The sequence below is a fragment of the Ruegeria sp. CDSC052 genome, from assembly GCF_059610685.1.
The window spans coordinates 462,019-474,879 of sequence record NZ_JBXWOB010000001.1 but is presented as its reverse complement, the minus strand read 5'-3'; the positions used below and the strand labels follow the sequence as shown (position 1 = coordinate 474,879).

General features: G+C 56.5%; 16 protein-coding genes. 4 read left to right on the top strand and 12 right to left on the bottom strand.

Going from position 1 to position 12,861, the window contains the following annotated elements; genetic code table 11:
- The first annotated feature begins 40 nt into the window (after positions 1 to 40).
- From AC2FIM_RS02410 to AC2FIM_RS02400, 3 genes are all read left to right on the top strand, one after another.
- On the top strand, positions 41 to 1,036 hold the full coding sequence (locus tag AC2FIM_RS02410) for an NADPH:quinone oxidoreductase family protein (RefSeq protein WP_271947110.1): 996 nt from the start codon (positions 41 to 43) through the stop codon (positions 1,034 to 1,036).
- A gap of 100 nt (positions 1,037 to 1,136) precedes the next feature.
- The gene (aroQ, locus tag AC2FIM_RS02405; RefSeq protein WP_271947108.1) at positions 1,137 to 1,577 is read left to right on the top strand and encodes a type II 3-dehydroquinate dehydratase; all 441 of its coding nucleotides are present in this window, start codon (positions 1,137 to 1,139) and stop codon (positions 1,575 to 1,577) included.
- A 5-nt stretch (positions 1,578 to 1,582) separates the two neighbouring features.
- Entirely contained in the window at positions 1,583 to 2,338 is a 756-nt protein-coding gene (locus tag AC2FIM_RS02400) for a LuxR family transcriptional regulator (protein ID WP_142633818.1), read from the top strand.
- A gap of 394 nt (positions 2,339 to 2,732) precedes the next feature.
- Here AC2FIM_RS02400 and tsf read toward each other — a convergent pair whose 3' ends face one another.
- From tsf to AC2FIM_RS02375, 5 genes are all read right to left on the bottom strand, one after another.
- Complete coding sequence (gene tsf / locus AC2FIM_RS02395) at positions 2,733 to 3,608, bottom strand: translation elongation factor Ts (RefSeq protein WP_142633819.1); 876 nt, start codon at positions 3,606 to 3,608, stop codon at positions 2,733 to 2,735.
- Positions 3,609 to 3,685: 77 nt separating this feature from the next.
- Positions 3,686 to 4,477, bottom strand: a complete 792-nt coding sequence (gene rpsB / locus AC2FIM_RS02390; protein ID WP_142633821.1) for a 30S ribosomal protein S2 — start codon at positions 4,475 to 4,477, stop codon at positions 3,686 to 3,688.
- A gap of 167 nt (positions 4,478 to 4,644) precedes the next feature.
- Positions 4,645 to 5,481 (bottom strand): lyso-ornithine lipid O-acyltransferase, encoded by an 837-nt coding sequence (olsA, locus tag AC2FIM_RS02385; protein WP_271948058.1) that lies wholly within the window; start codon positions 5,479 to 5,481, stop codon positions 4,645 to 4,647.
- A gap of 4 nt (positions 5,482 to 5,485) precedes the next feature.
- Positions 5,486 to 6,241, bottom strand: coding sequence for an L-ornithine N(alpha)-acyltransferase (gene olsB / locus AC2FIM_RS02380; RefSeq protein ID WP_496675580.1), 756 nt, complete (start codon positions 6,239 to 6,241; stop codon positions 5,486 to 5,488).
- Positions 6,242 to 6,338: 97 nt separating this feature from the next.
- A complete protein-coding gene (locus AC2FIM_RS02375) occupies positions 6,339 to 6,521 on the bottom strand; it encodes a DUF3553 domain-containing protein (protein WP_008756567.1) in 183 nt (60 codons plus the stop codon).
- Positions 6,522 to 6,563: 42 nt separating this feature from the next.
- Here AC2FIM_RS02375 and AC2FIM_RS02370 point away from each other — a divergent pair, with 42 nt between their 5' ends.
- On the top strand, positions 6,564 to 7,160 hold the full coding sequence (locus AC2FIM_RS02370; protein ID WP_271947100.1) for a histidine phosphotransferase family protein: 597 nt from the start codon (positions 6,564 to 6,566) through the stop codon (positions 7,158 to 7,160).
- On the opposite strand, the gene AC2FIM_RS02365 is transcribed toward AC2FIM_RS02370, so the two are convergent.
- From AC2FIM_RS02365 to AC2FIM_RS02335, 7 genes are all read right to left on the bottom strand, one after another.
- Positions 7,157 to 8,419, bottom strand: a complete 1,263-nt coding sequence (locus AC2FIM_RS02365) for a glutamate-5-semialdehyde dehydrogenase (RefSeq protein ID WP_271947099.1) — start codon at positions 8,417 to 8,419, stop codon at positions 7,157 to 7,159. The genes AC2FIM_RS02370 and AC2FIM_RS02365 overlap by 4 nt on opposite strands.
- Positions 8,420 to 8,444: 25 nt before the next feature.
- Positions 8,445 to 9,551: a glutamate 5-kinase gene (gene proB / locus AC2FIM_RS02360; RefSeq protein WP_271947098.1), complete on the bottom strand. Its 1,107-nt coding sequence runs from the start codon at positions 9,549 to 9,551 to the stop codon at positions 8,445 to 8,447.
- Complete coding sequence (gene obgE, locus AC2FIM_RS02355) at positions 9,539 to 10,573, bottom strand: GTPase ObgE (RefSeq protein WP_271947096.1); 1,035 nt, start codon at positions 10,571 to 10,573, stop codon at positions 9,539 to 9,541. Before obgE ends, proB begins: the two co-directional genes overlap by 13 nt.
- Positions 10,574 to 10,610: 37 nt before the next feature.
- The gene (locus tag AC2FIM_RS02350; protein WP_142633834.1) at positions 10,611 to 11,147 is read right to left on the bottom strand and encodes a GNAT family N-acetyltransferase; all 537 of its coding nucleotides are present in this window, start codon (positions 11,145 to 11,147) and stop codon (positions 10,611 to 10,613) included.
- Positions 11,144 to 11,752, bottom strand: a complete 609-nt coding sequence (locus tag AC2FIM_RS02345; RefSeq protein WP_271947094.1) for a LysE family translocator — start codon at positions 11,750 to 11,752, stop codon at positions 11,144 to 11,146. The genes AC2FIM_RS02350 and AC2FIM_RS02345 overlap by 4 nt, the downstream gene beginning before the upstream one ends.
- A gap of 93 nt (positions 11,753 to 11,845) precedes the next feature.
- Positions 11,846 to 12,115, bottom strand: coding sequence for a 50S ribosomal protein L27 (rpmA, locus tag AC2FIM_RS02340; RefSeq protein WP_120635433.1), 270 nt, complete (start codon positions 12,113 to 12,115; stop codon positions 11,846 to 11,848).
- A gap of 11 nt (positions 12,116 to 12,126) precedes the next feature.
- A complete protein-coding gene (locus tag AC2FIM_RS02335; protein WP_282021257.1) occupies positions 12,127 to 12,744 on the bottom strand; it encodes a 50S ribosomal protein L21 in 618 nt (205 codons plus the stop codon).
- Between the last annotated feature and the right edge of the window lie 117 nt (positions 12,745 to 12,861).

Here is a 12,861-nt window from a genome sequence, read left to right as displayed (position 1 = left end):
AAGTTCCTCCTTACCGAATAACAGGGACATTAGCGTAAACATGCAAGCCTTACTCAGCGTCGCTCCGGGCGGGCCGGAGACATTGGAACTGACCACCCTGCCCGATCCGTCGCCGGGCAAGGGCGAATTGCTTGTTCGCGTGCGGGCCGCAGGCGTTAATTTCCCGGATACACTGATGATACGCGACCTGTATCAGATAAAGCCACCAAGACCGTTTGCCCCCGGAGGTGAGATCGCTGGCGAGGTTATCGGGTTGGGCGAAGGTGTTTCGGGCTTTAACGTTGGCGACCGTGTGCTGGCCCTGACCGGACACGGAGGTTTTGCCACACATCTGGCGGTCAAAGCGGCGACAGCTGTTAAATTCCCGAGCTCAATGCCATTTGAGGACGCGGCGAGCTTTATCTTCACCTATGGCACCTCATATCACGCACTGAAGGACCGCGCTGCGCTGCAACAAAGGGAAACGGTCCTGATTCTGGGTGCCGCAGGCGGAGTTGGTACGGCTGCGATTGAGCTAGCCAATGCCATGGGGGCTAGGGTTATTGCGGCAGTCTCATCGCAGGACAAAGCAGATTTCTGTCGTCAGATCGGGGCGGACGAAACGATCATTTACGCGCGCGACATGGACAAACAGGCGCAAAAGGCCTTTGGATCGGACATCAAGGCCTTAGCCGGTAGTCAGGGCATTGATGTCGTCTACGATGCCGTTGGCGGTGCCTATTCAGAGCCAGCGCTGCGCAGCTTGGGGTGGAAGGGGCGATTCCTGGTCGTCGGTTTCCCAGCCGGAATCCCTCAGATACCATTGAACCTCCCTCTGCTTAAGGGTTGTCAAATTGTTGGTGTTTTCTGGGGCGCCTCGGTGTTTCGCGACCCGAAGGGACATGGCAAAAACATGAAAGATTTGTTCGGGTTATATGCCAAAGGTCAGATCAAACCACAGATCAGCGCGCAGTTCCCTCTGGACCAAGCGCAAGAAGCGCTAGAGCTTTTGGCCAGCCGAAAGGCCCTTGGGAAGATTGTCGTGACCATGGCATAGCCTCGTGTCCTAATGGCCGCGGTTCTGACGCATGATCCAGGTTCGGTGGACATCTCTACCTGTTCACGTTTAAGAACCTTGTTATGGGGACAGTATAACAATGCATAAAGCTCTTATTCTGAATGGTCCGAACCTCAATCTGCTGGGCACGCGACAGCCCGAGGTTTACGGAAGCACAACGCTGCAAATGGTCGAGGATATGTGCCTCGAACACGGTAAGTCTATCGGGATGGAAGTGATTCATTTCCAATCCAACCACGAAGGCGCGTTGATTGATGCCATTCATGCCGCCAAAGGTGTGCAGGACGGCATTGTTTTGAACGCAGGTGCCTATACGCACAGCTCGATTGCCCTGATGGACGCAATCGCCTCGGTTGAGCTGCCGGTCATCGAGGTTCATTTGTCTAATATCCACGCGCGTGAGGAGTTTCGACACCGATCCTATATCTCACGTGTGGCTGTAGGCATGATTTGCGGATTGGGCCCGCAGGGATATGTGCTGGCGCTGGATGCGTTGCGGTCCCATTTACAGGGTGAATGATCGCTATGAAGCTTTCTGAGTATCTGAATTTCCTCAGCTATACCAAAACCCTGGAAGAGCTCTGGGATGCCCATTGCCGGCAAATGGCAGAATATGGGTTCGATCGTTTGCTGTACGGATATACGCGATATCGCACCGAAACGTCGCTGGGGGATCCCGAGGATTTTGTAATCCTGACCAATCACAGCAAAGATTACCTGGATGGGTTTCTGGGAGGCGGGTTGTATTTCCATGCTCCAATGCTGAAATGGGCTTTGCATAATGAAGGGGCCGCAAGCTGGAGGATCGCCCAGGATCTGATGACTGATGGCACCCTGACCGCAAAAGAGCGAGACGTCATCGAGTTCAACAAAACCAAAGGTGTCGTCGCCGGCTATACGGTCAGTTTCGACTCGGTTTCGGTTCGGTCGAAAGGGGCAATTTCGCTTTCAGCGCATGGATCGCGTACACAAGACGATGTGGACGCTGTCTGGGAGGAATTTGGCCAGGATATTCTTCTGATGAACAACGTTGCTCATCTGAAAATCCTCACCCTGCCCTATAACGCACCAAATCGCGCCCTGACAAAACGTCAGCGTGAGGCGCTTGAGTGGGTCGGCGACGGCAAAACAACTCAGGACATTGCGATTCTGATGGGGCTGACTTCGGCCACTGTCGAAAAGCATCTGCGTCTGGCGCGCGAGGCCCTCGTAGTCGAGACAACGGCGCAGGCAGTTTTGAAAGCATCTCTTCAAAATCAGATGTTCATCGTTGGGGTTTGACTCAGGGAGTGACGCGAATATGCGTCAATTTACCTAGGGTAAGGAAAACATGACTTTCCGAATCTAACGCTAAAGTTGCAAAGTGGTATTGTTCCGTGAGTGGTGGCTTTAGCCTGGGAACATTTGGTCGGATCTTTGCAATAACAAAGCTCTCCGATCGCTCTGACAATAGGGCGCCTATTTGTCCGCGTCTCTTTGTCGGAATTTTGGGGGGCCTCGTCCATCCCCATCTTTGCGGGGCCCCTCATTCAAACTAGGTTTAACTTGTGGACGCTTTCGGCGTCCTTTTTCGTTTCTTGGCATCATTTCTACACTAAGGGCAAAGAAAAACCGGATACGCATGGCGTACCCGGTTTCTCTGATCGATACAGGCCCTGTTCAGGGCCTGTGATGCTTAGCCCTGAACTGCTTTTGCAACTTCAGCAGCAAAGTCTTCTTTTTCGACAACGATGCCTTCGCCAACTTCCAGACGCACGAATCCGGTGACAGTCGCGCCTGCTTCTTTGGCAGCGGCCTCAACGGTCAGGTCAGGGTTTACAACGAACTGCTGGTTCAACAGGGTCGATTCAGCGACGAACTTCTTCATGCGACCAACGATCATCTTTTCGATGACCTGCTCCGGCTTGCCGGATTCGCGCGCGATGTCCATCTGGACCTGCTTTTCTTTTTCGACGATCGCCGGGTCCATGTCTGCCTCGGACAGAGCTGCCGGGTTCACAGCCGCGATATGCATCGCAATCTGCTTGCCGATGGCTTCGTCACCGCCGGTCAGAGCGACCAGAACGCCGATCTTGCCCATGCCGTTGGTGGCTGCGTTATGGACGTAAGATACAACAGTGTCGCCCGACAGTTTTGACATACGGCGCACCGACATGTTCTCACCGATGGTGGCGATCTTGTCGGTCAGCGTTTCCGCAACGGTTTTGCCACCCAGATCAGCTGCCAGCAGAGCTTCGACATTGTCGACGCCTTCTGCGGCATATGCGATCTTACCAACCATTTCCTGGAATTCGGCGTTTTTCCCGACGAAGTCGGTTTCCGAGTTCACTTCAACTGCAACACCATTGTTGCCGTTTACGTGAACGGCAACCAGACCTTCCGCCGCGGTACGACCCGATTTCTTGGCCGCTTTGGCCAAGCCTTTGGTGCGCAGCCAATCAACGGCTTCGTCCATGTTGCCGCCGGTTTCGGTCAGCGCTTTTTTCGCGTCCATCATGCCTGCGCCAGTGGTGTCGCGCAGTTCTTTTACCATTGCTGCTGTGATTGCCATCTTTTGGCTCTCCTCAATTCAAACGGAATTGGGGCAGGTCATACCCTGCCCCAGATGTCATTTACGTGACGGGCAGCTTACGCTTCGGCAGGTGTTTCTGCTGCTGCGGGTGCTTCTTCCGCAACGACTTCTTCAACCGGTGCTTCTTCGAATGCGCCAAGATCAACGCCTGCTGCACCCATCTGAGCGGTCATGCCGTCCAGAGCGGCACGTGCTGCCAGATCGCAGTACAGCGAGATCGCGCGGGCTGCGTCATCGTTGCCAGGAATGATGTAATCCACACCATCGGGCGAGCAGTTGGTGTCGACAACTGCCACGACTGGGATACCCAGCTTGTTGGCTTCGGCTATGGCCAGTGCTTCTTTTTTGACGTCGATGACGAACAGCAGATCCGGGACGCCGCCCATTTCGCGGATACCGCCCAACGAAGCCTGCAGTTTGCCCTGGTCACGTTCCATGCCCAGACGCTCTTTCTTGGTCAGGCCTTCGGCGCCCGATTCCATGGCTTCGTCAATCTGGTTCAGACGGTTGATCGACTGGGAAACGGTTTTCCAGTTGGTCAGGGTGCCGCCCAGCCAGCGGTGGTTCATGTAGTACTGGGCTGACTTTTCAGCTGCTTCGGCGATTGGGCCTGCGGCCTGACGCTTGGTGCCTACGAACAGAATGCGGCCGCCCTTGGCAACAGTGTCACGAACAGCCTGCAGAGCCTGGTCCAGCATAGGAACGGTCTGGGTCAGGTCCATGATGTGGATGCCATTGCGCGAGCCGTAGATGAACGGGCCCATGCGGGGATTCCAACGCTGTGTCTGGTGACCAAAGTGAACGCCAGCTTCCAACAGCTGACGCATGGAGAACTCGGGAAGAGCCATGCTTTATTTCCTTTTTCCGGTTTACGCCTCGGCGGGGGTGAAAGAAGCGGATGCTCCAACCGGCGGGCCAGATAGGGATGTCTCCCCTATAAAGCCCAAACCCCGCCTGCGGGTTTGAATAGCGCGCGTATACGGCAGGTTTTCAGGCAGTGCAAGGGCCAATCGCCCTATTTTTCAAGCCGCGCAAGGCTGTGCGCCTGACGCACGGTATCTTCGCAATAGGCGGCCAGGGCTTTTCGGTTTTCAAAGTCGCTGACCTTGGCTGGCGAATGATAGATTAGCTCTACGCCACCTTGGCGACGCGCTCCCAAAGTCTTTAACAGATGCGGCGCAAAATCCATGTCACCCCACCAGCCATAAAACCGGTCAGGCTCACCCTTAGGTGCATGGTAAACGACCGACACCGGTTGAACATACATGAAATCGCGTAGATCTTCGGTGAAGAATGCCGCAAAAAGTGTTGTTTTAAATGGTAAAATCCGCAAACCGTCGGTCGACGTGCCCTCTGGAAAAAACAGCAGCTTGTGACCGGCTGTCAGGCGCTCCTGAAACAGAAGTGTCTGTTCGCGTGCCTTCTTGCGGTCGCGCTCGATGAAAACCGTACCTGTCGCTCGCGCCAGCCAGCCTATACCGGGCCATTTGGCTACCTCGGCCTTCGAGACAAAATAGATTCTTTTACGGGCATTCAGCGCAAAAATATCAAGCCACGAGGAATGGTTCGCAACAACCGCACCACGCTGGGTCATAAGCTCGCCGGTTGTACGGTAGCTAATCCCGAGAATCCGGAACGCATTACGGCATACGAACTGCGTGATGAAGGGCGTGACCGGACGGTGAACCCCATAGAGCGGGCGCTCGATCATGCGAAGGATCAGCAGGACAATCAGCCCGCTGAATACAAATACAGCAAGTGGTAAACCCCGAAGGAAGACCAATAGCCATCCGCAGACCCCCAGATTGATTGGGTCAGGTGCGTCTTCACTGTGCCAAGAGGCGTCACTCATCACGTTACGCTCCGCCATAGATGCGCCGTTGTCGCTCATTCATCCGCGCCGTGTCGAGGATAAGGCAAACATCGGTGGTATTGAACATATGGTCGATAAAGGCACCCTCGCCCACAAACCCGCCGAGACGCAGGTATGCTTTTATCAGTGCTGGAACCTGCACCATCGCTGCGCGCCGATCCAGTTTATCGCTATCCAGCATATCCATGGGCTGGAACACTTCGGGCTGAGCCCGAACCCGAAGGTCCGGAGGCGCAAGGTGATTGTGATGTAACATGGACAAAGGCTGAGCCAGAGCTTGAGGATCGGTGCCGTGGAAACTGGCGACGCCGAACAAGACCTCAATCTCGCGCTCGGCGACATAGGCGGCCAAGCCATTCCACAGGTGGTACATTGCTGTGCCGCCGCGATAATCGGGATGTAGACATGAACGTCCCAACTCCAACAGCTTGCGTCCGCCTTGTTTCAAGATGGAAAGATCGTATTCATCTTCGGAATAGAACTGTCCGATTTCAGAAGCACGATCACCTGGTAACAGCCTGTAAACGCCAACAACTTTTCCAGATTGATCGTCAATCGCCAACATATGATCGAAATAGGGATCGAACCTGTCGCGCTCCAGCCCGGCATCGTGGTCGACCATTTCTCCACCGCCGCCCAGTTCACGTATGAACACGTCATAGCGTAACCGCTGTGCAGCCTGCAATTCGGTGTCATTTTCGGCGAGTTTGACGGTGAAAGAAGGGCCTGCGTCCGGCATCAGAGGTTCCGTGTTGTTTCCGCGCTGATACCGCAGGTTTCAGGGGAATGGCAACATAGAGCGCTTCGATCAAACGTTAACCTTTCTTAAACCAGTTTCACGGATCAAAGACCGGCATCAGGGCGATGCGTGTCCCGTCGATTACCACTTTTCCCTGCTCGCGGAAGTTTACGGTGATCTTACCTGCGATGTTGGATTGTACCTGTCCAACGCCCCAATCGGGGAAATCGGGGTGGCGGACATACATGCCCGGTGCAAGAATGGCATTCAGATCTGTCATCAAGGGGCTCCGGTCCGGTGGCAGATACAGCAGGAGGTACGCATGAGCGACTTGGACGTCAACCTGGCCGAACTGATCGGCTCGCGGATCTGCCACGATCTGATCAGCCCGATCGGGGCGATCACCAACGGCTTGGAGCTGCTTGAAATGGTTGGCGCGGTGCAAGGCCCCGAGATGGAACTGATCGCGGGAAGTGTCGGCAGCGCCGGCGCACGTATCCGCTTTTTCAGGGTCGCTTTTGGGTCGGCCAGCGATCATCCCCTTGGGCGGGCCGAGGTTTTAGAGCTGTTGAATGATGTCGAACGCGCAGGTCGTGTTCGCGTCAACTGGAACCTGACCGAAGCGGTACCGCGTAATCAGGTGAAACTGGCCTTTCTGGCGTTGATGTGCTGCGAAAGCGCGATGCCATTTGGCGGGGATGTAACGATCGTAAACGACGGGAAGAACTGGTCTGTGACAGGGACCGCGGACAAATTGAAGCTGGAAGCCGAGCTATGGAAGAACCTGCCCAGCGGACGGTTTACCAACAAGGTCACCCCTGCGCAGGTTCAATTTGCGCTGCTGCCTGAATCCGCATCGTCGATTGGACGGCGGGTCGCGACCGATACGGCCTCAACCCGCGTCGAAATCCGGTTTTAAGACCGAACAGTCCCTGAACCGCGCACCAGATACTGAAAACTGGTCAGTTGAGCCGCACCTACGGGGCCGCGCGCGTGCATCTTTCCGGTGGCGATGCCGATCTCGGCCCCCATGCCAAACTCACCGCCATCGGCGAATTGGGTTGAGGCGTTATGCATCAGGATCGCGCTATCAAGCCGTTCAAAGAAACGGGCAGCTGCAGCGGGATCCTCGGTCATGATGCAATCCGTATGGTTCGACCCAAACCTGCGGATATGCGCAATGGCGGAGTCGATATCAGCCACCGGCTTGGCCGCGATGATACTATCCAGAAACTCTTTGCCCCAGTCATCAGAAGTGGCCGCGATAGTGCCATCAACGGCCAAAGTACCTTCGGCGTGTACTTCGACACCTGCGGCCAACAGCGCCGATATGACATCCCGTCCGAGCGTTTCAGCGATATCCCGATGGATCAGCAGACATTCGGCAGCACCGCAGATTCCGGTACGACGGGTTTTGGCGTTTAAAACCACATCGAGCGTCTTTTGCGGATCAGCGGCCTTGTCGATATAGATATGCACAATGCCTTCCAGATGGGCAAATACCGGGACCCGGGCCTCGCGCTGGACTAGCCCGACCAGCCCTTTGCCCCCACGGGGAACGATTACGTCGACATAATCGGTCATGGTCAGCAGTTCCTGAACCGCCGCCCGGTCGCGGGTTGGGATAAGCTGAACGGCATCCTCGGGCAGGTTCGCCGATTTCAGACCCTGAACCAAACAGGCATGGATGGCTGACGAGGAATGAAAGCCTTCTGATCCACCGCGCAGGATGACCGCGTTCCCGGATTTCAGGCACAACGCCCCCGCATCCGCCGTGACATTCGGGCGGCTCTCATAGATCACGCCGATCACGCCCAGAGGCGTGCGCACGCGCTGAATGTTCAGGCCCGAGGGCATGTCCCATTCGGTCAGAACCTCACCAACAGGATCGGCCTGCTCTGCAACGGCGCGCAGCCCGTCGACCATGCCCTGAATGCGGGCCTCATCCAGCATCAGGCGATCCATCATCGCCGGGCTCAACCCTTTGTCGCGCCCGAATTCCATATCTTTCTTATTGGCCGCAATGATCTTTTCACGATTGGCCCAAACAGCCTCGGCGGCCCCAATCAGGGCTGCGTGTTTACGCTCGGCGCTTGCAAATGCCAGCTCGGCAGCGGCGGCCTTGGCGCGTTTCCCAAGATCGGTCATCAGGTCGGGGATGCTGTCGAAATCCTTCATCTCAGGTGCCTTTCAGTCAGTGTTGTCAAACAGCCAGATCATCGCGGTGGATCAACACCGCGCGGCCAGGATAGCCTAGAGTGGCTTCGATCTCGGTCGATTTGCGCCCCTTGATAGCGTCTGCTTCTTGCGCGGTATAGCGGCTGAGCCCCTGCGCAAGCCGTCGCGCCTGTGGGTCCATGATCGAAACAGGATCACCGCGCCCGAAATCTCCGGACACTTCGACTATTCCTGCTGGCAACAGGCTTTTGCCATTGCTCAGCGCCCGCGCGGCCCCCGCGTCTACAACTATCTCACCCCGGGGTTTCATCGCTGAAATCCAGCGTTTGCGTGCGGCATGCGGGTCAACTGTCGCGATGAACCATGTACAGTTCGCGCCGTTTTCAAGCGTTTTCAACGGGTTCAGAGGGGAGCCTTCGGTGATCGCCATGTCGCAACCAGCAGCCGTGGCCATTTTTCCCGCCAACAGTTTGGTCTTCATCCCGCCCTTTGATAGGCCGGAACCGGCATCACCCGCCATCGCCTCAATCTCGGGCGTGATGTCTTCGATGATGTCAAACCGCTTGGCCGAGGCATCCTCATTTGGATTGGCCGAGTAGAACCCATCAACATCCGACAGCAGGATCAGCTGATCAGCGCCAACAGTGACGGCGATCTGAGCGGCCAGACGATCATTGTCGCCATATCGGATCTCATCCGTGGCGACTGTATCGTTTTCGTTGACAATCGGAACGACACCCAGCCCCAGCAGCGTTTCCAAGGTGGCGCGTGAATTCAGATAGCGGCGACGATCCGCGCTATCCTCCAGCGTAACGAGCACTTGTGCAGTGGTAATGTTGTGAGGCGTCAGCGCTTCTTCATAGGCGCGGGCCAGCCGGATTTGCCCGACAGCGGCGGCGGCTTGCGACTGTTCCAACGGAAGCGTGGCCATGGGCAGACCCAAAACGCCACGCCCCAACGCGATTGACCCCGATGAGACCAGAATGACGTCGGTCCCCTGCCCCTTTAGCCATGCGACGTCCTGAGCAAGCGAATGTAACCAGTCCGAGCGCAGCAACCCTGTGTTCCGATCCACCAGCAAGGCGGATCCGATCTTGACCACGAGGCGTTTGGCTGCGGTCAGGGTTGCCAAGGCAGTTCCTCCTCGGCGGGTTTCTGACGTACGCGGTCATCGTCGATCTGACTTCGCAAGGCCCGCAGGACGTCGGTTACGCCAAGATGCGCGACACCTGACATGGCCATCACAGAGCCACCAACGGCCCCTTCTAGCTCGGATTTTGCCAACTCTCGTTCCTCGTCATCCAAGGCGTCGACCTTGTTCAGCACAGTGATGCGAGGCTTATCGGCCAATTCTCCACCATAGGCTTCGAGCTCGTGAATGATCGTACGGTAGTCTTCGGCCACTGTCTCGGAAGTGCCATCGACCAGATGCAGCAATACCGCGCAGCGTTCGACGTGGCCCAGAAAGCGGTCTCCGATCCCGCGTCCTTCATGTGCGCCCTCGATCAGACCGGGGATGTCGGCCACCACGAATTCCACATTGTCGACACCCACCACGCCCAAATTGGGGTGCAAGGTGGTAAAGGGGTAATCGGCAATTTTGGGGCGTGCGTTCGATGTCGCAGCAAGAAAGGTCGATTTGCCAGCATTAGGCATCCCCAACAGGCCGACATCGGCAATCAGTTTCAGGCGCAGCCAGATCGTGCGGTCGATACCTGCCTGACCCGGATTAGCCCGACGAGGGGCCTGGTTGGTGGCCGATTTGAAGTGCAGGTTGCCAAAACCGCCATTGCCGCCCTTGGCCAGAAGGACCCTTTGGCCCACCTCTGTCAGATCGCAGATGACGGTTTCTTCGTCTTCGTCCAGGATCTCAGTGCCGACCGGGACGCGCAGAATGATGTCATCACCATCTTTTCCGGTGCGCTGCTGCCCTCGGCCAGGCTGACCGTTCTTGGCAAAGAAATGCTGCTGGTAGCGAAAGTCGATCAGGGTATTCAACCCATCCACAACTTCGACCCAGACAGAGCCACCTTTACCGCCGTCGCCGCCATCGGGACCGCCGTATTCAATGTACTTTTCGCGCCGAAAACTGACGCAGCCGCCACCGCCGGCCCCGGACCGGATGTAGACCTTTGCAAGATCGAGAAATTTCATGACTGTCCCCTACTGCAAAGGCCCCACCGGCCACAAGTCAGAGTTTTTTACTGTATGTCCAAGTGGGCACGTTCGCATCACGCGCCACTGAATAGATTTCGGCATCACCCAGGTATTCGAAACCACAATGCGTCAGCACCCTGGCTGAGGCTGGATTGTCCTGAAATACGCTTGCGAACATCGACGTGTTTTCAAGCGGATTGGCGACAACCAGTGCTTCGACCGCCAGAGATGCGATCCCGGTGTTCCAATAGACAGGAGCCACCCAATAGCCGACCTCGGATTGGTTGCGATCCAGGCGTTCCAGAGAGATTAGGCCTATCAGCTCCGGACCGCCATCCTTGGTCGCGTCCATCGCCCAGACATCCTCGCTGCGGTCTTCGGCCATGGACCGGGTCACAAAGGCCTCAACCGCGCCGGGCGGCAAAGGATGCGCAATCCTTGTCGTCATACGCGCAACCCGCTCATCTCCGGCATAATGTTCGATGAGACCCAGATCCGACCGGCGCAGAGGGCGCAGATCGAACCGCTCGGTTTCTATGACCGGCTGGTTTATGATCGTCTCAAGTTTCATAGGTGCGTTCCTCCTCCGAACAACACAAAAAGTACAGACGCAACAGTGAGACCTGCTAACGTCCACATCAGATATTTTTCCATCGGCCGACCTTCAACCGCGTGGGCAATTCTATCCCCGGCAAATGTCCAGATTGGGTGAAGAATCACCTGACAAATCAACAAACAAGCCGCGATTGCGAGCGTTGCCTCAAAAGTTGGTGTTCCGATGGCGACAAACCCCGTGAACCCCGCAACGATCATGGCCCAGGCCTTGGGATTGAGCGGATGAACAATCAATCCAGCCAGAAACCCTGGCGCTGCGCCATCAGCCTCTTGCCGGGACAGCCGCGTGTTGGCGATCTTCCAGGCCAGCCACATGATATAGGCCGCCGAGGCGTATTTCAGAACAGCAAACACCGCCGGCGCCTGATCCGCTAATTGCAGCAATCCAAAGCCCACCGGCCAGATGATTAGCTGCTTGCCCAGAATGACGCCGCCCACAAAAGGCAGCGCTGCCCGAAACCCGTAACGCGCACCGGTTCCCAGCAGGACCATATTGGCCGGTCCCGGCGTGCCGACCTGACTGGCGGCAAAGATCAGGAAACTGGTGGTTGCGACTGTCATCGGACTGTTTGATCGAACCTGCGTTAAAACGAGAAAAGGGACCGGCATTTTCTGCCGGTCCCCCAAGAATTTTCAAACCTTATGGGTTTCGGCTTACTCTGCGGCCTCCGCCACTGGCAGGACCGAAATAAAGGTGCGGTTTTTGAGGCCTTTGTGGAACTTCACAGCGCCATCAACAGTTGCAAAGATGGTGTGATCTTTGCCAATGCCTACGCCTTCGCCCGGCCAGAACTTGGTGCCGCGCTGACGCACGATGATGTTGCCTGAAATGGCGGCCTGGCCACCATACAGTTTCACGCCAAGGCGGCGACCAGCTGAGTCGCGACCGTTACGGGAGGAACCGCCAGCTTTTTTATGTGCCATTCTCTCTCTCCTTAGCCTTTAGCAAGCTCTTTGGCCTGCTCAACCCATTCGGGCTTCACTTTGACCGTTTCGATAGCAGCAATCTGCTCGTCCGACAAGGCGGCCAGAGCGGCAAAGCTCTCGATACCGGCCTCGTTCAGCTTTTTAGCAGCGGCTGGGCCGACACCGTTCAGCGCGGTCAGATCGTCTGCAGCAGCAACAGCGGCGGGTGCCTCTGCTTTGGCTTCTGCTTTCTTGGCGGGCTTTTTCGCTGCGGGTGCAACTTCGCCAGCCGGCGCGGAACCGGTTGCAGCTTTGATGCCCGACTTGTCAGCGCCCGACGACAGGATGTCGGTAATCTTGACCAGGGTCAGCTTCTGACGGTGGCCAACGGTACGCTTCGAGCTGTGCTTACGACGGCGCTTGACGAAGTTGATGACCTTGTCACCCTTGATCTGTTCGATCACGTCGGCCTGAACGGCTGCACCATCTACAAACGGTGCACCAACAACCGGAGCGTCACCGCCCAGCATCAGAACATCGTTGAATTGAACTTTTTCACCTGCGTCGGCAGCCAATTTTTCAACACGGAGGATATCACCCGCCTGAACCTTGTACTGCTTGCCGCCAGTCTTGAGGACCGCAAACATGCGTCTTTCCTTTGTCTAACCCGCGTTCTGTGGTCCCCTTGCGGGTGTTTTCGGCCTCAGCCACCTCGAACAGCGCGCCCTTTTCGGGCTGTGTGAATGACCCATGGATCAGCCCCT